At 66.7% G+C, this 19,197-nt stretch carries 17 protein-coding genes, 1 tRNA gene, 1 pseudogene and 1 riboswitch; of the genes and pseudogenes, 4 read left to right on the forward strand and 15 right to left on the reverse strand.

Annotated features, from left to right (window positions below; genetic code table 11):
• Positions 1-3 precede the first annotated feature (3 nt).
• The 8 genes and pseudogenes from thrS to VVD47_RS04835 all read right to left on the reverse strand — a co-directional run bounded on the left by thrS (position 4) and on the right by VVD47_RS04835 (position 7,103).
• A complete protein-coding gene (gene thrS / locus VVD47_RS04800; protein ID WP_327602257.1) occupies positions 4-1,920 on the reverse strand; it encodes a threonine--tRNA ligase in 1,917 nt (638 codons plus the stop codon).
• A gap of 165 nt (positions 1,921-2,085) precedes the next feature.
• Positions 2,086-2,162 (reverse strand) — tRNA-Val (locus tag VVD47_RS04805).
• An 88-nt stretch (positions 2,163-2,250) separates the two neighbouring features.
• Positions 2,251-3,132 carry a 23S rRNA pseudouridine(2605) synthase RluB gene (gene rluB, locus VVD47_RS04810; protein ID WP_443080939.1) on the reverse strand — a complete coding sequence of 294 codons (882 nt, stop codon included), beginning with the start codon at positions 3,130-3,132 and terminating at the stop codon, positions 2,251-2,253.
• Between the two features lie 208 nt (positions 3,133-3,340).
• Positions 3,341-3,895: pseudogene (scpB, locus tag VVD47_RS04815) on the reverse strand (SMC-Scp complex subunit ScpB); the annotation flags it as partial.
• Between the two features lie 103 nt (positions 3,896-3,998).
• Positions 3,999-4,892: a segregation and condensation protein A gene (locus VVD47_RS04820; RefSeq protein ID WP_327602258.1), complete on the reverse strand. Its 894-nt coding sequence runs from the start codon at positions 4,890-4,892 to the stop codon at positions 3,999-4,001.
• Positions 4,889-5,545, reverse strand: a complete 657-nt coding sequence (locus VVD47_RS04825; protein ID WP_327602259.1) for a site-2 protease family protein — start codon at positions 5,543-5,545, stop codon at positions 4,889-4,891. Before VVD47_RS04825 ends, VVD47_RS04820 begins: the two co-directional genes overlap by 4 nt.
• A 29-nt stretch (positions 5,546-5,574) precedes the next feature.
• Positions 5,575-6,198 carry an L-threonylcarbamoyladenylate synthase gene (locus tag VVD47_RS04830; RefSeq protein WP_327602260.1) on the reverse strand — a complete coding sequence of 208 codons (624 nt, stop codon included), beginning with the start codon at positions 6,196-6,198 and terminating at the stop codon, positions 5,575-5,577.
• Between the two features lie 65 nt (positions 6,199-6,263).
• A complete protein-coding gene (locus VVD47_RS04835) occupies positions 6,264-7,103 on the reverse strand; it encodes a 3',5'-nucleoside bisphosphate phosphatase (protein ID WP_327602261.1) in 840 nt (279 codons plus the stop codon).
• A 121-nt stretch (positions 7,104-7,224) separates the two neighbouring features.
• Here VVD47_RS04835 and VVD47_RS04840 point away from each other — a divergent pair, with 121 nt between their 5' ends.
• The 4 genes from VVD47_RS04840 to gcvP all read left to right on the forward strand — a co-directional run bounded on the left by VVD47_RS04840 (position 7,225) and on the right by gcvP (position 13,092).
• Complete coding sequence (locus VVD47_RS04840; protein WP_327602262.1) at positions 7,225-8,118, forward strand: CPBP family intramembrane glutamic endopeptidase; 894 nt, start codon at positions 7,225-7,227, stop codon at positions 8,116-8,118.
• 27 nt (positions 8,119-8,145) lie between these two features.
• A riboswitch (glycine riboswitch) is annotated at positions 8,146-8,239 on the forward strand.
• Positions 8,240-8,432: 193 nt separating this feature from the next.
• Positions 8,433-9,515 carry a glycine cleavage system aminomethyltransferase GcvT gene (gene gcvT, locus VVD47_RS04845; RefSeq protein WP_327602263.1) on the forward strand — a complete coding sequence of 361 codons (1,083 nt, stop codon included), beginning with the start codon at positions 8,433-8,435 and terminating at the stop codon, positions 9,513-9,515.
• Positions 9,516-9,627: 112 nt separating this feature from the next.
• On the forward strand, positions 9,628-10,005 hold the full coding sequence (gene gcvH, locus VVD47_RS04850; protein ID WP_327602264.1) for a glycine cleavage system protein GcvH: 378 nt from the start codon (positions 9,628-9,630) through the stop codon (positions 10,003-10,005).
• Positions 10,006-10,155: 150 nt separating this feature from the next.
• Entirely contained in the window at positions 10,156-13,092 is a 2,937-nt protein-coding gene (gene gcvP, locus VVD47_RS04855) for an aminomethyl-transferring glycine dehydrogenase (protein ID WP_327602265.1), read from the forward strand.
• 88 nt (positions 13,093-13,180) lie between these two features.
• Here the strand turns inward: gcvP and VVD47_RS04860 are convergent, their stop codons facing one another.
• From VVD47_RS04860 to VVD47_RS04890, 7 genes are all read right to left on the reverse strand, one after another.
• A complete protein-coding gene (locus tag VVD47_RS04860; RefSeq protein ID WP_327602266.1) occupies positions 13,181-13,702 on the reverse strand; it encodes a hypothetical protein in 522 nt (173 codons plus the stop codon).
• 8 nt (positions 13,703-13,710) lie between these two features.
• Positions 13,711-14,334: a DUF4125 family protein gene (locus VVD47_RS04865; protein ID WP_327602267.1), complete on the reverse strand. Its 624-nt coding sequence runs from the start codon at positions 14,332-14,334 to the stop codon at positions 13,711-13,713.
• A complete protein-coding gene (locus VVD47_RS04870; protein ID WP_327602268.1) occupies positions 14,331-15,224 on the reverse strand; it encodes a DUF4037 domain-containing protein in 894 nt (297 codons plus the stop codon). Before VVD47_RS04870 ends, VVD47_RS04865 begins: the two co-directional genes overlap by 4 nt.
• Positions 15,225-15,238: 14 nt before the next feature.
• On the reverse strand, positions 15,239-16,099 hold the full coding sequence (locus tag VVD47_RS04875) for a tetratricopeptide repeat protein (protein ID WP_327602269.1): 861 nt from the start codon (positions 16,097-16,099) through the stop codon (positions 15,239-15,241).
• A 131-nt stretch (positions 16,100-16,230) separates the two neighbouring features.
• Positions 16,231-17,742, reverse strand: a complete 1,512-nt coding sequence (locus tag VVD47_RS04880) for an AMP nucleosidase (protein WP_327602270.1) — start codon at positions 17,740-17,742, stop codon at positions 16,231-16,233.
• A gap of 190 nt (positions 17,743-17,932) precedes the next feature.
• Complete coding sequence (locus tag VVD47_RS04885) at positions 17,933-18,424, reverse strand: GlcG/HbpS family heme-binding protein (RefSeq protein WP_327602271.1); 492 nt, start codon at positions 18,422-18,424, stop codon at positions 17,933-17,935.
• A gap of 136 nt (positions 18,425-18,560) precedes the next feature.
• Positions 18,561-19,196, reverse strand: a complete 636-nt coding sequence (locus VVD47_RS04890) for a response regulator transcription factor (RefSeq protein ID WP_327602272.1) — start codon at positions 19,194-19,196, stop codon at positions 18,561-18,563.
• Between the last annotated feature and the right edge of the window lies 1 nt (position 19,197).

A 19,197-nucleotide genomic window follows, 5' to 3' on the forward strand; every position in this document is an offset into this window, starting at 1 on the left:
AGATCAAGCCTCGGCGCCACGGCTGTGGGTTTCTTGACGCCAACGCTCGATCAGAGCGTCGAGGGACATTTGTCCAAGGTCTTGCCCACCCCGGGCACGCACGGCAACCAGGCCGGCTTCCTTTTCCTTGTCCCCGACGACCAGCAGATAAGGTAGCTTCTGCAAGCTATGTTCGCGGATTTTATAGGTAATTTTCTCGTTCCGCAAATCCGCGTCGACCCGGAAGCCTTCCATGCGCAGCTTTTTCACCACTTCTGCGGTGTAGTCGGCCTGCCCTTCCGAGATGTTCATGACCACGGCCTGGTTGGGCGCCAGCCAGAACGGGAAGCTACCGGCATGGTTCTCGATGAGGATGCCGATGAAGCGCTCCAGCGAACCGAGGATGGCGCGATGCAGCATCACCGGGCGATGGCGGGCGTTGTCTTCGGCCACGTATTCGGCACCGAGACGCTCTGGCAGCACGAAATCCAGCTGTAGCGTGCCGCACTGCCAGGAACGGCCGAGTGCGTCCTTGATGTGGTACTCGATTTTCGGACCATAGAAGGCGCCTTCACCGGGCAGTTCTTCCCAGCTATTGCCAGTGGCTTTCAGCGCCGCGCGCAGGCCGGTTTCGGCCCTGTCCCAAACCTCATCGTTGCCGGCGCGCTTCTCGGGACGCAGCGCCAGCTTGACGGCGACGTCGGTGAAGCCGAAGTCCTTGTACACGCTGACCAGCAGGTCATTGAAGGCGATGGCTTCGGCTTCGACCTGGTCTTCCGTACAGAAGATGTGGGCATCGTCCTGCACGAAGCCGCGCACGCGCATCAGGCCATGCAGCGCGCCGGAAGGCTCGTTGCGATGGCAGGCGCCGAACTCGGCCAGGCGCAGCGGCAGGTCGCGGTACGAGCGCAGGCCGTGGTTGAAGATCTGCACATGGCCCGGGCAGTTCATCGGTTTCACGGCGTAGTCGCGCTTCTCGGACTCGGTCGTGAACATGTTGTCGCGGTAGTTCTCCCAGTGGCCGGAACGCTCCCACAGCGTGCGATCCATCACCAGCGGGGTGCGGACCTCATCGTAGCCGGCACGACGCAGGCGACCGCGCATGTACTGCTCGATCTCCTGGTACAGGGTCCAGCCCTTGGGGTGCCAGAACACCATGCCCGGCGCTTCTTCCTGCAGGTGGAACAGGTCGAGTTGCTTGCCGACGCGACGGTGGTCGCGCTTCTCGGCCTCCTCCAGCATGTGCAGGTAGGCGTCGAGATCTTCCTTCTTCGTCCAGGCCGTGCCGTAGATGCGCTGCAACTGCTCGTTCTTCGCGTCGCCACGCCAGTAGGCGCCGGCGACCTTCATCAGCTTGAAGTGCTTCAGCTTGCCGGTGGACGGCACGTGCGGGCCGCGGCAGAGGTCGATGAAATCACCTTCGCGGTACAGGCCGATCGGCTCGCTGGCCGGAATCGACGCGATGATTTCGGCCTTGTACTGTTCGCCGATCGACTTGAAGAAATCGACGGCAGTGTCGCGCTCCCAGACCTCGCGCGTCACCGGGATGTCACGCTTGGACAACTCGCCCATGCGCTTCTCGATCGCCGCCAGGTCTTCCGGCGTGAAAGGACGCGAATAGGCGAAATCGTAGTAGAAGCCGTTCTCGATGACCGGGCCGATGGTGACCTGCGCTTCCGGGAACAGCTCCTTCACCGCATAGGCCAGCAAGTGGGCTGTGGAGTGACGGATGATATCCAGGCCGTCAGCGTCCTTGTCCGTCACGATGGCAAGCCTGGCGTCGCCATCGATGAGGTAGGAAGTATCGACCAGGCGACCATCCACCTTGCCGGCCAGAGCGGCCTTGGCGAGACCGGCACCGATGGAGGCGGCCACGCCACCCACCGTCACCGGAGCATCGAAACTGCGGACCGAACCGTCAGGAAGCGTGATGTTGGGCATAAGAGGCCTCGGGCAAACGCGATCAATCAGTCAGGGCAAAAAAAAAGTGCGGCCAAGCCGCACTTTTCTTCTTCAGGAACGAAGTAAATCAAACCGGCTTGGTCAGGAAGCTCGGCAAGTGCGAGTTCGAAACTTCAGCATGTCTGTATTACTCCGTCTAAGTGTTGGTAGGCGCGATTGGACTCGAACCAACGACCCCCACCATGTCAAGGTGGTGCTCTAACCAGCTGAGCTACGCGCCTGAAGAGCTGCGCATTATAGCGATGATTCCGGCGCTGTCAAAGGAAACCGGCGCTTGTCGTCAGGATTCCCGCCAATCGCTCCAATCGCTCAGCGGCCACCATCGTCCTCGCGGCGCGGCGTGGAACGCGGGCGGAAGCGCGAGGCATTCGGCGCACGCTCACCTTGCTTCTTCACCACGCGCTCGCCGGTCAGGCGACTGACGTCCTCAGGGGTCATTTCCTGGTACATGCCGCGCTTCAGGTGGCGCGGCAAGGGCACGATGCCGTAGCGCACTCGCATCAGGCGACTGACCGTGAAACCCACGCTCTCGAACATGCGGCGCACTTCGCGGTTGCGGCCTTCGGCCAGCGTCACGTTGTACCAGTGGTTGGTGCCCTCGCCGCCTTCATCACGCAGGCGCAGGAAGCGGGCAAGCCCGTCGTCCAGATGCACGCCTTCCAGCAACTCTTGCTTCTGTTCTTCGCTCAGCTCTCCCACGATGCGCACGGCGTACTCACGCTCGATCTCGTAGCGCGGGTGCATCATCTTGTTGGCCAGATCCCCGTTGTCGGTGAACAACAGCAGGCCGCTGGTATTGAAGTCGAGACGGCCGATGGCGATCCAGCGCCCCTTGTTCAGCCTAGGCAGGCGGTCGAACACACTGGGACGGCCTTCCGGATCGTCTTTGGAAACGATCTCGCCTTCCGGCTTGTGATAGACCAGTACCCGCGCGTTGCGCTTGGTGAAATGCAGGTTGATGAGCTTGCCATTGACCTTCACGCGATCGTTCGGCCCGACCTTCTGACCCAGTTCGGCTGGCAGGCCATTCACGCTGATGCGGCCGGCAACGATCCACTCTTCCAGCTCGCGTCGCGAGGCGAAACCGGCCTGCGCAAGAACCTTGTTCAGGCGCTCCGGCGGAATTTCCCGCTGGCGACGGTCGTCGCCGCCGTTACGGCCGCGGCCGCGACGGTTCTCGGGCTGGCGCACGCCCTGGCGACCCCGCCCGGCAGCCGGACGTGCATCTTCAGGAGCGGAAGCCGGGCCGCCGACCTGCTCGCCGGACTCGTCGAACTCGGGGATCGCCGCGTCGTCACGCGGCAGCTGGCCGCGACTCCGCCGCCCCGTCGGCAGCTCCGTCGTCGCCTTCTGCGGCGGACGGCGTCCCGGGCGGAACTTCCGCGTCGGGGCTTGCGGGCTCGGCGTCCCCTGGGGTTTCGGCCGCTTGGGCCTGGGCGTGGTCGACAAGATCAATGACTCCTTCGAGTTCGGATAGCGGCGGTAACTCGGAGAGGCTTCTCAAGCCGAGGTCGTCCAGCAGTTTCTTGGTGGTGGCGTACAGGGCCGGGCGGCCAGGTGTGTCGCGATGCCCGACGGCATCGATCCAGCCACGGTTCTCGAGAACCTTGATGATCTGGGTGGATACCGCGACGCCGCGGATCTCTTCGATATCGCCACGGGTAACCGGCTGACGATACACGATGATGGCCAGTGTCTCCAAGACCGCCCGCGAGTAGCGCGGCGGACGGGTTTCACGCAGGCGCTCGATATGCCCCTGCAATGCGGGGGCCGTCTGGAAGCGCCAGCCACTCGCCAGGCGCAGCAACTGCACGCTGCCCTGCGCCCATTTTTCCTGCAGCTCGCCAAGCAGTCGTTGCACCACCTCGTGCCCGATGTCCGGCACGAACATGCGGCGCAACTCGGCCACCGACAGCGGCTCGGTTGCCGACAGCAGCGCCGCTTCGAGCGCCATGCGCACGGTGTCCAGCTTGGCCCCCGGCAGCGTCAGGGCTTCCTCGGAGACAGCAGCTTCGCCGGCATCGACCGGAACAGGCGCATCCTGCGCCGCGTCCGCCTCAGGCTGCGAGGGCGTCGGAGTCGGTGTCTGCGGCAACGTCGGCGGCAAGGCCTCCGTCGTCGCCATCTCGGGCAAGTCGGACATAGATCGGCTCCATGGGCGCGGTCTGGGTGATCCGCACCAGGTTTTCCTTCACGAGCTCCAGCATGGCGAGGAAGCTGACCACCAGGCCCGGCACGCCGAGGCCCGGCTCGAACAAGGCATCGAACGCAATGTGGCCACCGTCGGGTACCGCCTGCAGGTCGCGCAGCATGCGCGTCATGTGCTCGCGCACGGACAGTTCTTCGCGGCGGATGTGGTGGTGCGCAGTGAGGCGCGCGCGACGCAGCACCTGCAGCCAGGCCTCCTGCAGGTCCGCCAGGCTGATGTCCGGCAGGCGCTCCACCGTGCGCTCGGCAATATGCACCGCCGTCCATTCGAAGTCGCGCTCCACCCGCGGCACGCGGTCCAGCATCAGGGCGGCGCGCTTCATGCGCTCGTACTCCACCAGCCGGCGCATCAGCTCGGCACGCGGGTCTTCCGGCTCGGCGTCGTCTTCCTTCGGCGGACGCGGCAGCAGCATGCGCGACTTGATGTCGAGCAGGGTCGCCGCCATCAGCAGGTACTCGGACGCCAGCTCCAGGTTGCGCGTGCGCATGATCTCGACGTATTCGAGGTACTGCGCCGTCAGCGGCGCCATCGGAACGTCGAGGATGTCCAGATTGGCGCGGCGGATCAGGTACAGCAGCAGGTCCAGCGGGCCCTCGAAGGTTTCGAGGAAGACCTCCAGCGCATCCGGCGGGATGTAGAGGTCGGTGGGCATCGCATGCAGCGGCTCGCCATGGATGCGCGCGAGCACCAGTTCGCCCTGCGCCGGCGCCTGCGTTGCGTCCCCGGCCACCGTCGTGTTCATGCGCCGGTCAGCATGTGCAGGAAGCTGCGCAGCGGCGGGATCAGGAAGTTCATGATCTTCTCCAGCACACCGGTGAACAGCAGCGCGATGAGGATGAAGAACCCATAGGGCTCCATCCGCGACAGCGCGATGGCCTGACGCATCGGCAGCAGGCTGACGGCGATGCGGCCGCCGTCCAGCGGCGGCACCGGCAGCAGGTTGAGCAGCATCAGCACCAGGTTGGCCTGCACGCCGACCTGGCTCATCAGCGTCCAGTACGGTGCCGTCTCCGCTTGCGAGCTGGCGAAGAGGCCGCCGGCAATCGCCCAGCCGATGGCCTGCACGAAGTTGGAGCCGGGGCCCGCCGCGGCCACCCACAGCATGTCGCGCTTGGGATGGCGCAGGCGGCCGAAGTTCACCGGCACCGGCTTGGCCCAGCCGAACACCGGTAGCGCCGCGCCGGTCAGTGCGCCCATGACGACGATGCCGCCAGGAATGAGCAAGGTGCCCACCGGGTCGACGTGCTTGATGGGGTTGAGGGTGATGCGGCCCGCCTCGTGGGCGGTGGGGTCGCCGAAGATGCGGGCGACGTAGCCATGCGCGGCTTCGTGCAGGGTGATCGCGAGGATCACCGGCGGCGCCGCGATGGCGATCATGAGGATGATGTTGTCCATCTGTCGATTTTACCTGCCTGCCACGGGCATCAGAGACCGAGGGGCGCGAGCTCGCCCTGGCCTTCGCGCACCAGCTCGGCAGCGCCGCTGGTGAGGTCCACTACCGTCGTCACCTCCGCGCCACAGTGGCCAGCATCGACCACCAGTTCCAGCTGGCGCTCCAGCCGCTCGCGGATTTCCTGCGGGTCGGTCAGCGGCAGGTCCTCGTCGGGCAGCAGCAGCGTGGAGGACAGCAGTGGCTCGCCCAGTTCCTCCATCAACGCACTCAGCACCGGGTGTTCCGGCACGCGCAGGCCGATGGTCTTGCGCTTGGCGTGCAGCAGGCGCTTCGGCACCTCCTTGGTGGCTTCGAGAATGAAGGTGTAGGCACCGGGCGTACAGGCCTTCAGCAAGCGGTACTGGCTGTTGTCGACGCGTGCGTAGGTGGATATCTGCGACAGGTCGCGGCACATCAGCGTGAAGTGATGGCGCTCACCCACCTGGCGGATGCGGCGGATGCGCTCGATGACGTCCGCGTCGCCGATGTGGCCGACCAGCGAATAGGCAGCGTCGCTGGGCACGGCGATCAGGCCGCCGTCGCGCAGGATCTGCACGGCCTGGCGGATCAGGCGCGGTTGAGGATGCTCGGGGTGGATCTCGAAATATTGGGCCATGGGAAAGTCACGTCCCGTCAGCGGAACGCGACGTCAGGGAAAGGAAAAAAGGAAACAGAAAACGGTCAGAGGAAGCGCAGCCAGATCGGTTCCAGATCCGGCGGCAAGGCGCTGGCGCGGCCGAGGTCCACCGGGCTCTCGCCCACGCCGTGGAAGTCGGACGCGCGCGAGGCGGCAAAGCCGTAGCGGCGGGCAATGCGGGCGTAGTCCCGCACCTGGCTGGGACTGTGCGCGCCGGACACTACTTCGATGCCCTCGCCACCCAGATCGCGGAAGTGGTCGTAGAAGCGGGTCATCTCGGCCTCGGGCAGGCGGTAGCGGCCAGGGTGGGCAATCACTGCCACGCCCCCCGCGGCATGGATCCAGCCCACCGCCTCGTCCAGCGTTGCCCACACGTGCTCGACGTAACCCGGCTTGCCGGGCGTCAGGTAGTGCTCGAAGACGCTGGCGGTGTCACGCGCCACGCCGGTCGCCACCATGAAGCGCGCGAAGTGGGCGCGGCTCACCAATGCAGGGTTGCCGGCATAGGCCTGCGCACCTTCCAGCGCGCCGTGGATGCCGATGCGCTCCAGCTCCTCACCGATACGCTGGGCGCGCGCGTCGCGGCCGGAGCGCACATTCGCCAGGCCGGCGGACAGCGTGGCATCCGATGGATCGACATCGAGACCGACGATATGAATGGTCTGATCGCCCCAGGAGACCGAGATCTCGACACCATCCAGGAAGCGCAGATCCTGCGCATCCGCCTCGGCGCGCGCCGCGGCCAAGCCGCCCAGTTCGTCGTGGTCGGTCAGGGCCAGCAGCTCGACGCCGTTGTTCACGGCGCGACGCACCACCTCCGTCGGCGCAAGCAGGCCGTCGGAGACCGTGGAATGACAATGCAGATCGGCGTTGAGCGGTGTCATGGGCAAAGTTTAGCGCAAGCGCGGCAAAGCCCTTGACCCTGCAGGCCATTGGCCGCAATCTCGCGCGCTTCCCGCGCCAGCGGGCTCCTCGTCAGCATTCAAGCGTTCCCTCCTTCGCAGCATGAACGTCGCCCTCGCCATCCAGACCCTTGCCTTCCTGACGCTCTTCGGTGCCATCGCCGAAGCCCTGTTCTCCACGTCCTCGCGCTGGAGCCGTCCCCTGGCCGGCATCTCGCTGCTGGCGGCCTTCTCCACCGGCACGGTCAATATGGTCGGCCTGCCGCTGATCGGCATCGCCGTGCTGTTGCTGGCCGGTGCCCGCACCGAGGAAGGGCCGGACTGGCGCCGCACCGCCTGCCTGTGGCTGCTGGCCCTGTGGGCGCTGGCGGCCGGGCTGCACTGGCTGCCTGGCTTCGCGCCACTGGAATGGAGCCGCGAGTTCGGCCGCGACGGCGACAAGCTGTTGCGCTGGCATTACGACAAGGGTTGCGCCGGATTGTTGCTGCTGTGGGCGCTGGACCTGCCGCGCAACCTGCCGCAGATGCTGCAGGAATGGCGCGCGCGCCTGAACTGGCTGCCGGCCGGCGTCGCGCTGGTGCTGACGCTGGGCTGGCTGCTCGGCATCGCCAACCCGCAGCCGGCCTGGGTCGCCGGCACCGGTGCCTGGCTGATCGGCAACCTGTTCCTCACCGTGGTGGCGGAGGAAGTGTTCTTCCGCGGGCTGCTGCAGACCAGGCTGTCGCTGGCGTTTGGCCGCATCCTGCACCCGATTCCCAAAGGTGCCAGCCTGCACACGCCGACTACCCCGGCCTACTGGCCCGGACTGGTCGCGGCGGCCCTCCTCTTCGCCATCGCCCATGCGGGCTGGGGCTGGCAGGTCGCCAGCATCGCCTTCGTGGCCGGGTTGTTCTACGGCCGCATGTTCGGCCGCCAGGGCTTGCTGTTGTGGGCGGTGCTGACGCATTTCCTGGTGAATGCGGCCACCCTGCTCGTCATGCGCTCGCCCCTGGGTTGAGCCAGCGAGGCAAGCCCGGTATAGTCCGCCCGTCGTTTGGGAGAGCGTTCGTCATCGCTGACGAGCCGCCGAAGGCGTAACCCCCCGGGAACCGCTCAGGCAAAAGGACCAACGAAGCACACGAATCTGGAGAGTGGCGCTCGCTGTTACAGGCTTGAGCGCCCACCGAAGGGGCAGCCGGCGACGCGCAAGCGTCACGTAATCTCTCAGGTAAAAGGACAGATGGGGGCCCCGCACAGGAGAAATCCGTGCCGGGCCCCTTTGTTTTGCCCTTTGGTTTTTCCTAACCTGAAGATTCCTTGCGGAGCCCCACCTTGCCCAAGCAGACGCCGCTGTACCCCGCTCACCTTGCCGCCAACGCCAAGTTCGTCGACTTCGGCGGCTGGGACATGCCCATCCACTACGGTTCGCAGCTCGAAGAGCACAAGCTGGTGCGCGAGGATGCGGGCATGTTCGACGTGTCGCACATGCTGCCGGTGGATGTGTCCGGCGCCGGCGCCTTCGACTTCCTGTCGCACCTGCTGGCCAACAACGTCGCCAAGCTGAAAGAGCCGGGCAAGGCGCTGTACTCCTGCATGCTGAAGGAAGATGGCGGCGTCATCGACGACCTGATCGTCTATTACTTCGCGCAGGACGACTACCGCATCGTCGTCAATGCCGGCACCGCCGACAAGGACGTGGCCTGGATGCGCAAGCAGGCCGCCGCCACGCACGGCGGCAACGTCAGCATCACGCCGCGTCGCGACCTCGCCATCATTGCCGCACAGGGGCCCAATGCCCGCGCGAAGGTGTGGGCCGCGCTGCCGGGTTCGCAAGCGGCGTCCGAGAGCCTGAAGTACTTCCAGGCCGCACGCTTCGGCGACATCACGATCTGCCGCACCGGCTACACCGGCGAGGACGGCTTCGAGCTGATCCTGCCCGCCGCGCAGGTCACCGCCACCTGGAACGCGCTGGCCGCGGCCGGTGTGAAACCCGCCGGCCTCGGCGCCCGCGACACCCTGCGCCTGGAAGCCGGCATGAACCTCTACGGCCAGGACATGGATGAAGACGTCGGCCCACTGGAGTCCGGCCTCGCGTGGACGGTGGACCTGTCGCCCGGCCGCGATTTCATCGGCCGCGCCTCGCTTGAATCCGCTCCGCCGCAGCGCGCCCTGGTCGGTCTGGTGCTGGCGGACCGCGGCATCCTGCGCAGCCACATGAAGGTGGTGACCGCACAGGGCGAAGGCGAGACCACCAGCGGCAGCTTCGCACCGACGATGAACGCGTCCATCGCCTTCGCCCGCGTGCCAGCCGGTGTCAGCGTCGGCGACACCGTGCAGGTCGACATCCGTGGCAAGCTGCTCAATGCCCGTGTGGTGAAGACGCCTTTCGTGCGCCACGGCAAGATTCTGGTGTGAAAAGTGATGGCGTTGCGCGCCGGTGAAACGTGAAACGTTGAACCCGCGCACCACCCCTCGTTTCACTTTTCACCTTACTTTCCACTATTAACGTTTCACTCGGAGAGCCCCCATGAGCACCCCCGCCGATCTGAAGTACACCAAGTCCCATGAATGGGTGCGCGTCGAAGCCGACGGCACCATCACCGTGGGCATCACCGACCACGCGCAGAACGCGCTGGGCGACATCGTCTTCCTGGAACTGCCGGAAGCCGGCCGTAGCGTGCAGGCGGGCGAAGAGATCGCCGTGGTGGAATCGGTGAAGGCCGCTTCCGACATCTACGCGCCGGTCTCTGGCGAAGTCGTCGCCGCCAATCAGGATGCCGCCGATGCACCGGAGAGCGTCAACACCGACGCCTACGCCGCCTGGCTGTTCAAGATCAAGCCGGCGAACGTCGCCGATGTCGATGGCCTGCTGGATGCAGCGGGTTACGAAGACAGCGTCGCGTAATACCCCTGAACCCGTCATTCCCGCGGAAGCGGGAATCCAGCGTCGTTCAACGACAGAAAAGTCACTGGGTTCCCGCTTCCGCGGGAACGACAGATTCCTTCCAGTTGTCCCGTTTCACTCCGTAGTCAGCAGTCCACAGGTTCGCCCGCCATGCCTCATACGTCCGCCTCCTCGCTTCCCCTCTCCGTCCTCGAACAACACGACGCCTTCATCGCGCGCCACATCGGCCCGGACGAAGCTGAACGCGCCGACATGCTGGCCAGCCTCGGCGTGCAATCGCTGGATACGCTGATCGCGCAGACCGTGCCGGCGGCGATCCGCCTGGAGCAGCCGCTGCCCATCGCGGACGCGGTGTCGGAAGAGGAAGCGCTGGGCCAGTTGCGTGCGCTGGCCTCGCAGAACGTCATCAAGAAGTCGCTGATCGGCCTCGGCTACTACGGCACGCTGACGCCCAAGGTCATCCTGCGCAACGTGATGGAGAACCCGGGCTGGTACACCGCCTACACGCCCTACCAGGCGGAGATCGCGCAAGGCCGTCTGGAAGCGCTGCTGAACTGGCAGCAGATGGTGTGCGACCTCACCGGCATGACGCTGGCGAACGCGTCCCTTCTCGACGAAGCCACTGCCGCTGCCGAAGCGATGACCATGGCGCGCCGCGTGTCGAAGAGCAAGAGCAACGCCTTCTTCGTGGATGAAGCCGTCTTCCCGCAGACGCTGGACGTGGTCCGCACGCGTGCCACTTACTTCGGTTACGAACTGATCGTCGCCACGGCCAGCGAAGCGGCGAACCACGACGTGTTCGGCGTGCTGCTGCAGAACCCGAACGCACAGGGCGAGGTGCAGGACTTCAGCGCACTGATCGCCAGCGTGAAGGCGAAGGGCGCCATCGTCGCCGTCGCCACCGACCTGATGGCCTCGGTGCTGGTGAAGAGCGCCGGCGGCATGGGCGCCGACATCGCCTTCGGCTCCGCCCAGCGCTTCGGCGTGCCGATGGGCTTCGGCGGCCCGCACGCCGCCTTCTTCGCCACGCACGAGAGCAATGCGCGCTCGATGCCCGGCCGCATCATCGGCGTGTCGAAGGACGTGCGCGGCAAGACCGCGCTGCGCATGGCGCTGCAGACGCGCGAGCAGCACATCCGCCGCGAGAAGGCCAATTCCAACATCTGCACCTCGCAAGTGCTGCTGGCCAACATGGCGGGCTTCTACGCGGTGTATCACGGCCCGCAAGGCCTGCGCACCATCGCCAGCCGCATCAACCGCCTCGCCGCCATCTTCTCCGCCGGCGTGCAGAAGGCCGGTTTCAAGCTGGGCACCAAGGTGTTCTTCGACACCCTGACCGTCGCCACCGGCACGCAGAGCGCGACGATCTTCGCCAACGCTGCTTCGGCCGGCTTCAACCTGCGACAGGTGACGCCGTCGGTGCTGGGCCTGTCCTTCGACGAGACGCACACCCGCGACGACGTGCTGGCGCTGCTGAACCTCTTCGCCGACGTCGGCCGCGCCGCCAACGTGTGCGAGCTGACAGCGCCCTTCTCCGCCGCCGACATCGACGCACTGGACACGCAGGTCGCCGGCAGCGACGCGCTGGCCGCCGTGCTGCGCGAGGACGCCATCCTGACGCACCCGGTGTTCAACACCCACCACACCGAGCACGCGATGCTGCGCTACCTGAAGAAGCTGCAGAACCGCGACCTCGCGCTGGATCACTCGATGATCTCGCTGGGCAGCTGCACCATGAAGCTGAACGCCACCAGCGAGATGATCCCCGTCACCTGGCCGGAATTCGGCGCGCTGCACCCCTTCGTGCCGCGCGACCAAGCGAAGGGTTACCTCGCCATGATCGAAGGCCTCGCCGACTACCTGCGCGCGGTGACCGGCTTCCCCGCCATCTGCATGCAGCCCAACTCCGGCGCACAGGGCGAGTACGCCGGCCTGGTCGCCATCCGCCGCTACCAGCAGGCGAACGGCCAGGGCCATCGCGACATCTGCCTGATCCCCAAGTCGGCCCACGGCACCAACCCCGCCACCGCGCAGATGTGCGGTCTGGAGGTCGTCGTCGTCAATTGCGATGACAACGGCAACGTGGAAGTGGCGGACCTCAAGGCCCGCATCGCCCAGCACAAGGACCGCCTGTCCACGCTGATGGTCACCTACCCTTCCACGCACGGCGTGTTCGAGGAAGCCATCAAGGAAATCTGCGCGCTGGTGCATGAGGCCGGTGGCCAGGTGTACATGGACGGCGCCAACCTGAACGCACAGGTCGGCCTGACTTCGCCCGCCACCATCGGCGCCGACGTCAGCCACATGAACCTGCACAAGACCTTCTGCATCCCGCACGGCGGCGGCGGCCCCGGCATGGGCCCGATCGGGCTGGCGGCACACCTCGCGCCCTACATGGCCGACCACGTGGTGGCCGCGACCGGTGACGACGATCGCCCGAACGCCGGCCAGGGTGCGGTGAGCGCCGCGCCCTTCGGCTCCGCCAGCATCCTGCCGATCTCGTGGATGTACATCACGATGATGGGCGGCACCGGCCTGAAGCAGGCCACCGAAGTAGCGATCCTCAACGCCAACTACATCGCCAACGCATTGAAGGACGATTACCCGGTGCTCTACGTCGGCAGCCAGGGCCGCGTCGCGCACGAGTGCATCCTCGACATCCGCCCGATCAAGGCCGCCACCGGCGTGACCGAGGTGGACATCGCCAAGCGCCTGATGGACTACGGCTTCCACGCCCCGACGATGAGCTTCCCCGTGGCCGGCACCATCATGGTGGAGCCGACCGAGTCGGAGCCCAAGGCCGAGCTGGACCGCTTCATCGCCGCGATGCGCGCGATCCGCGAGGAAATCCGCGCGGTGGAAAGCGGCAAGTGGACCGCGGAAGCGAACCCGCTGAAGCACGCCCCGCACACCCAGGCCGACATCATGGGCGAGTGGGAACGTCCGTACGCGCGCGAGCAGGCGGTGTTCCCGCTGGCGTGGATCGCCGACAACAAGTTCTGGCCCAGCGTGAACCGCATCGACGACGTGTACGGCGACCGCAACCTGTTCTGCGCCTGCGTGCCGATGAGCGAGTACGAGAGCTGATGAAGAGCGGATTGCCCGCTGCACCGACGACAAAAAAGGCCACGCAGATGCGTGGCCTTTTTTTTGCCGGCTCAGGTTCGTCAGGCGCTCACTGCCAGAACACGCAGTTCCTGAACACCGGCGTCTTGCCGGACAGACCGCCGCCGGTGCACTGGAAGCCCACGACCTGCCCCGGCTGTAACGCGGCCTGCACCGCCTGCGCCGTGCGGCTGGCGACGCGGCCGCCGGCGCCCGGCGCCGGATGGCTGGCGAAGAGCTGGAGCACCACCGCAGTGGCCGGATCGCTGCCATCGTTCAACGTCACCGTAACGCGGCGCGCCTTCTCCTCCACCAGCGCCACCTTGCCGCGCACGACCACCGGCTCATCCTCCAGCAGGTCTTCGGCGTAGCCCCGCTTGTCGCGGTACAGCTCCAGTACGCGGCCGGCATCGATGACCGGCAGGTCTTTCACCGCCGGGTAGCGGTTGAGCAGCTTGCACAGGTTCTTGTCGTCGAAGTTACGGCAGTCGAAGTAGTCGTCCGCGGCGGCCTGCGCGGTCAGGCTGAGGCCCAGGAACGACGCTGCGCACAGCGTGGCGAACAGGTTGCGGCATCCGCGTCCGGTCTTCATCCCACCTCTCATGCTCCGCCTCCGGTCGTCTCCTGCAGGCGCGCCTCCGCCGCCTCCAGGCCGCTGTAGCCATAGAGCAGCGCCGTCTGCCGCATGGTCTCGGTGGTGAGATTGTCACCACGCGACAGGTATCCGTCCAGCATGTGGCGGTAGGCCCGCCGCGTCGCCGCCGAGTAACTGCCGAGTTCGCCACGCAGATAGGTCTCGAAGGACGTTCCCCAGGCCGTGTCCTCGTGGGTATGGATCAGCCGCGCCTGGGCGGACATCTGCGGCCAGTCGCGGGCGAAGTCCTCGCGCCAGCGCAGCTGGATCGCCACCATCTCCTCGATCAGCGCGCGCTCGGGCTCATCCATCGCCGGCAGCAGATGCGCGAAGGCCGCGTACTGCTCTGGCGCGGTGGAGGCCATCATGCGCGCGTACTTCTCCTGCACCGGGTTGCGGCAGCGTTGCGCAGCGTCCAGCAGATCACTCATGTAGGCCGCGCGGGTCGCGTCGTCCCAGGCGAGGAACTGGCTGCGCCGCATCAACGAGAAGGTCTCGAAGTTGTCCTGGCAGCTGGCCCGGCCTCCTTCGTTGTGCACCTTGTCGAAGAAGCGCCACTCGAAATCGATCATGTCATCGACGATGCTCATGCCATGCCTCCCCTCGCCTTTCCGAGAATGGTGTCGACATGCGCTTCCAGGAAGGCGTCGCCACCCCGCGTGAAGCCCTGGAAGACCAGTTCCTGCAGCACCCTTGCGCAGATGCGCTCGACCGCTTCGCCGCTCTGATGGATGGGCGCGCGCACCAATGCATCCAGTTCCGCGTGCAAGCCGGACAGGCGCGGCAGGCCCAGCAGGTTGCGATGCAGCCATTTGTCCGGCGGCGCGAACCGGCGGCTCAGCACATGCGCAGCCAGGCAGGCATTGCGCACGAAGTCCGCCAGGCAGAGGGTGGCCGTGGGCAGGGCATCACGACGCAGGGCACGCGGCAGGTTGTACTGGCCGTTCTGCGCCATGCCGGCCACCGCCTGCGCCAGCTTGCGCCGCAAGGCCTGCGCCGGGTAGTAGGCCAGCAGGCGCATGCGCCATTCGCTGAAGCGCCCCAGTGCGTCATCGAAGACAGCGCCGTTGGTGGCGGTGGCGAGCAATGGCTCGGGAATCTGCAGCCAGTCGGCATCGTTCACCGGCAGTTGCGGCGCGCCGAGGAAGCGTCCGTAGAAGGCGGAGATGGCGAACACGCCGACCCGCTTGCCGCTGCGCGCACCGGGCTGACGCGGCGGGATGCCCTCGAAGTCCGCCGGCAATTGCTCGTAGGCGAACTGGAGCGCGGCGCCGATGGCGGCATGGTCCTCGTCGGTCAGCCACAGGCAGAAGCCGGGGCCGAAGTCATGGTCGCGCGAAGATTCATCGTCATGCCCGAGGCATTCCGAGCCGGGGCCGACGAGACCGGCCGCGATCCGCCCGCGGTAGGCGGCCCAGGGCGCCAGCAGTTGGTCGCGATGGGCGGCATGGTAGCGACGCGCGATTTCCAGTCCCTGCATGACGGCTCCCCCACCTAGACCAGCGTCGCGCGGATGGCGCGCGCCTGCCCTGCCAGATCACCAGCGCGCTGCGGATCGAGTGTCTCGCAGGCCAGCGCCAGGCTCTCCAGGGTGATGACGTAATGCATGTTGCGACCGTGGCGCGCCTCGATGTCGGCCAGGGCGCGCTCGTAGCAAGCCACCGCGTCCTCCAGCCGGCCTTCGCGGTAGGCCACCTCCGCCAGTCCCGCCAACGCGGCGCTGTAGTGACCACTCAGTTGCGCCTGCCGCTCGAACAGCGCGATGGCCTCGAACAGCTCGTCACGCGCTTCCGTCAGCTGCCCCAGGCGCAGCCGCGACAGCGCCATGTTGGTCAGCGTGACCGCGACGTCCACCTCGCCGTCCGCACGCGTACGCACCAGCGGCAGGGCCTGCTCCAGCTCGGCCAGCGCCTTGTCGTGCGCACCGGCTTCCTGCCAGGCCAGGCTGAGGTTGTTGTGCAGGGTCGCGCGCAGGCGCGGGTCCGGTGCGGGCAGTGCATCGAGCAGGCGGCCCGCCTCGGTGAACTGCGCGATGGCGGTATCGATCTGCCCGTCGGCCCGGTAGGCAGTGGCCACGTTCAGCAAGGTGGTGGCGTGGTGCACGCTGCCCTGCAGGCCCAGCTCTTCCACCAGCCCGAGTGCGCGACGGGCCACCCGCAGCGAATCCGCACCGCGGCTGAGGCTGCGGTAGAAGCCCATCAGCTCGTTGAGCAGGGCCAGCACGGCGCCCTTGTCGCGCGCCGCCTCGGCCGCTGCCACGGCTTCGAGCATGAAGGGTTCGACGCGGTCGTACTCGCCGCGGCGGAACAGGCCGTCCAGCTGTTGCAGTACCGCCGGGACATTCATGCCGGCCATCACCGACCCTCCTTGCTACTTGTACGGTTCCGAGGCTAGCAGGCGCGCTGCCGTCGAACGGTGTGGCAGATCAAGGAAGGCCGGGAATGACAGGGATGTGCCCGGAAGTGCCAGGAGGCGCCTGCACCCGGCTACTGGAAGGCCACCTCGGCGAAGCTGCGCAGCTTGCGACTCTGCAGCGAAGTGAGGCCACGCTCGCGCAGGATTTCCAGCCCGCGGATGCCGATGCGCAAGTGCTGGTCGACCCGCTCGCGATAGAAATGGTTGGCCATGCCGGGCAGCTTGATCTCGCCGTGCAGGGGCTTGTCGCTCACGCACAGCAAGGTGCCGTAGGGTACGCGGAAGCGGAAGCCGTTGGCGGCGATCGTCGCACTTTCCATGTCCAGCGCCACCGCACGGCTCTGGCTGAAGCGCAGCTGCGGAATGTTGTTGGGCAACAGCTCCCAGTTGCGGTTGTCGGTGGTGGCCACGGTGCCGGTGCGCAGCACCCGCTTGAGGTCCGGTCCTTCCAGGCCGGTGACCTGCGCCACGGCCATCGACAGCGCGACCTGCACCTCGGCCAGGGCGGGGATCGGCACCCAGATCGGCAGCTCTTCGTCCAGCACGTGGTCCTCGCGCACGTAGGCGTGGGCCAGCACGTAGTCACCCAGCTCCTGCGTGGTGCGCAGGCCGGCGCAGTGGCCGAGCATGATCCAGGCATACGGACGCAGCACCGCGACGTGATCGGTGATGGTCTTGGCGTTGGCCGGGCCCACGCCGATGTTGATCATCGTGATGCCGGCGCCATCCTCGCGCACGAGGTGATAGGCCGGCATCTGCGGCAGCCGCGGCGGCGCCTTGCCGAGCGCGTCCGCAGCGTGCGGCGGCAGCCCCATGCGGCGGGTGACGACATTGCCCGGCTGCACGAAGGCCATGTAGCCGTTGTCCGCATCGTGCATCGCCTCCTGCCCCATGCGCACGAACTCGTCGATGTAGAACTGGTAGTTCGTGAAGATCACGAAGTTCTGGAAATGCTCCGGCGAGGTGCCGGTGTAATGGCGCAGGCGCTGCAGCGAGTAGTCCACCCGCGGACCCGTGAACAGGGCCAGCGGTTGCGCTTCGCCGGGACGCGCCAGGTGGGTGCCGTTGGCAATGCCGTCGTCCATGACCGTGAGGTCCGGCAGGTCGAACACGTCGCGCATCAGCTGGCGACGCTCGGCACTCATGCTGCCTTCGATGTGGTCGTGATCGCCGAACGAGAAATGCACCGGGATCGGCTGCGCGCTGGTGCCCACCTCGATCTCGACTTCGTGGTTCTGCAGCAGCAGGCGGAACTGCTCGCGGTAGTAGCTGGCGTACAGGTCGGGACGGGTCAGCGTCGTCTCGTAGACGCCCGGGCCGGCGACGAAACCGAAGCTCAGGTGCTTGTCCGCGCCGTCCGCCTTGGCCACCGTCTCGGTCTGGATGCGCACGAAGGGATAGCAGGCGCGCACACGCGGATGCGCCGCCGGATTGGCGGCATCGAGTGGCTCGCCGGCCACGAAACGCTGCAAGGCGGTGCGCAGGTGGTTGATGCTGGTCTGGTAGATGAGCTGCACCTGCGCAACGGCGGCGTCGGCGTCGGTGAAACGGGAGGGGGTGATGAAGGTCGGCTGGTAAGGCATGACGGAGCGATTCGGAAAGGTTCTTGTTGTCGTGGTTCCCGGCAGCGGCACCGTTCCCTGGCGGCGGCCGTCGCCTCAGGCCATACCTTACCCCTAAGTGCCCTGCCCTGCTTGCCGTCGGCGCCTGCGCTCGAAAGAAAACGCCCCGCAGGAGCGGGGCGTCAGGCACTTCATGAAGTCTCGATCACGCTTACTGCAGCTTGTCCTTCACCTTGTCCAGCGCAGCCATCGCGCATTGCTCGTCGAGGTGACCGCCGGGTGCACCGCCGACGCCCACGGCGCCGATGACGTCGTTGCCGCTGCGGATGGGCACGCCGCCACCCAGCACCAGGAAGCCTTCGATCTCCGGCAGGTACTGCGAGGCCGGCGTCTTCTGCACGGACTCCAGGATCGCGGTAGTGGCGTTGCGGGCGGAGGCCGAGGTGTAGGCCTTCTTGTAGCTGGCGCTCAGCGTGTGCGGGCCGGCGTTGTCGGCGCGCAGCACGGAGCGGGTCAGGCCGGCGCGGTCCACCACCGTGGCGGTGACGTTGTAGCCCTTGGCACTGCAGGCGTTGACGGTCTCGGTGGCGATCTCCTGCGCCAGCGCGCTGGAGATGTTCTTCTCGGTACGCACCTGGGCGGTGGCCGTACCGGCGGCGAGGGCAAGGCTGGAAGCGATCAGGCTGAGGAAAATCTTGTTCATGGCAATCTCCTTTGTCGGTCGGCTGCGTCGGTGCAGCCGATGAACGAATGCTAGGGATCGCCTCGCTGCGCGAACATCGCAGCGGTTGCGGAGGATGCTGCGTAATTCTACGGAGAGGGCGCCGCGACTGCCGCGACTACGGCGCCAGTGCCGCCAGATACAAACGCACCAGTTGCGCCAGCGAGTCCACCTCGAGCTTCTCGAAGAGGTGCGCACGGTGTGTCTCCACGGTGCGCGGCGACAGGTCGAGCACCCGCGCGATCTGCTTGTTGGACAGGCCTTCGACGATCTGCGCCAGCACTTCGCGCTCCCGCTCCGTCAGCCGCGCCAGTTGCGCCTGCGCCTCGCGCGTCACGGCACCACGCTCGCGGCTGGTGATGTGTGCGCGCACCGCCTGTTGCACGGCCTCGATCAGCACATCGTCATCCACCGGCTTGGTGAGGAATTCCACGGCACCACCCTTGAAGGCACGCCGGCAGGCGGCCAGATCGCCATGGCCGGTCAGCATGACCACCGGCAGGTCCACGCCCGCTGCCGGCAGGCGCTCCAGCAACTGCAGGCCGGACTCACCGGGCATGCGGATGTCGAGGATCAGGCAGCCGATCGCCTCGCCATCGTGGCCTTCGATGAACTCCGCCGCGCTCGCGAATACCTGCGTGCGCAGGCCGACCGAGCGCAGCAGCGCCGACAGGCCGTCGCGTACCCCGGCGTCATCGTCGAGGATGCGCACCAGCGGTGAGTGCCGGTCGGCAGAAGGGGGAGATGTCGGCATC

The organism is Uliginosibacterium sp. H1 (assembly GCF_036017065.1).
In the GTDB taxonomy this organism is placed as follows: Bacteria; Pseudomonadota; Gammaproteobacteria; order Burkholderiales; family Rhodocyclaceae; genus Uliginosibacterium.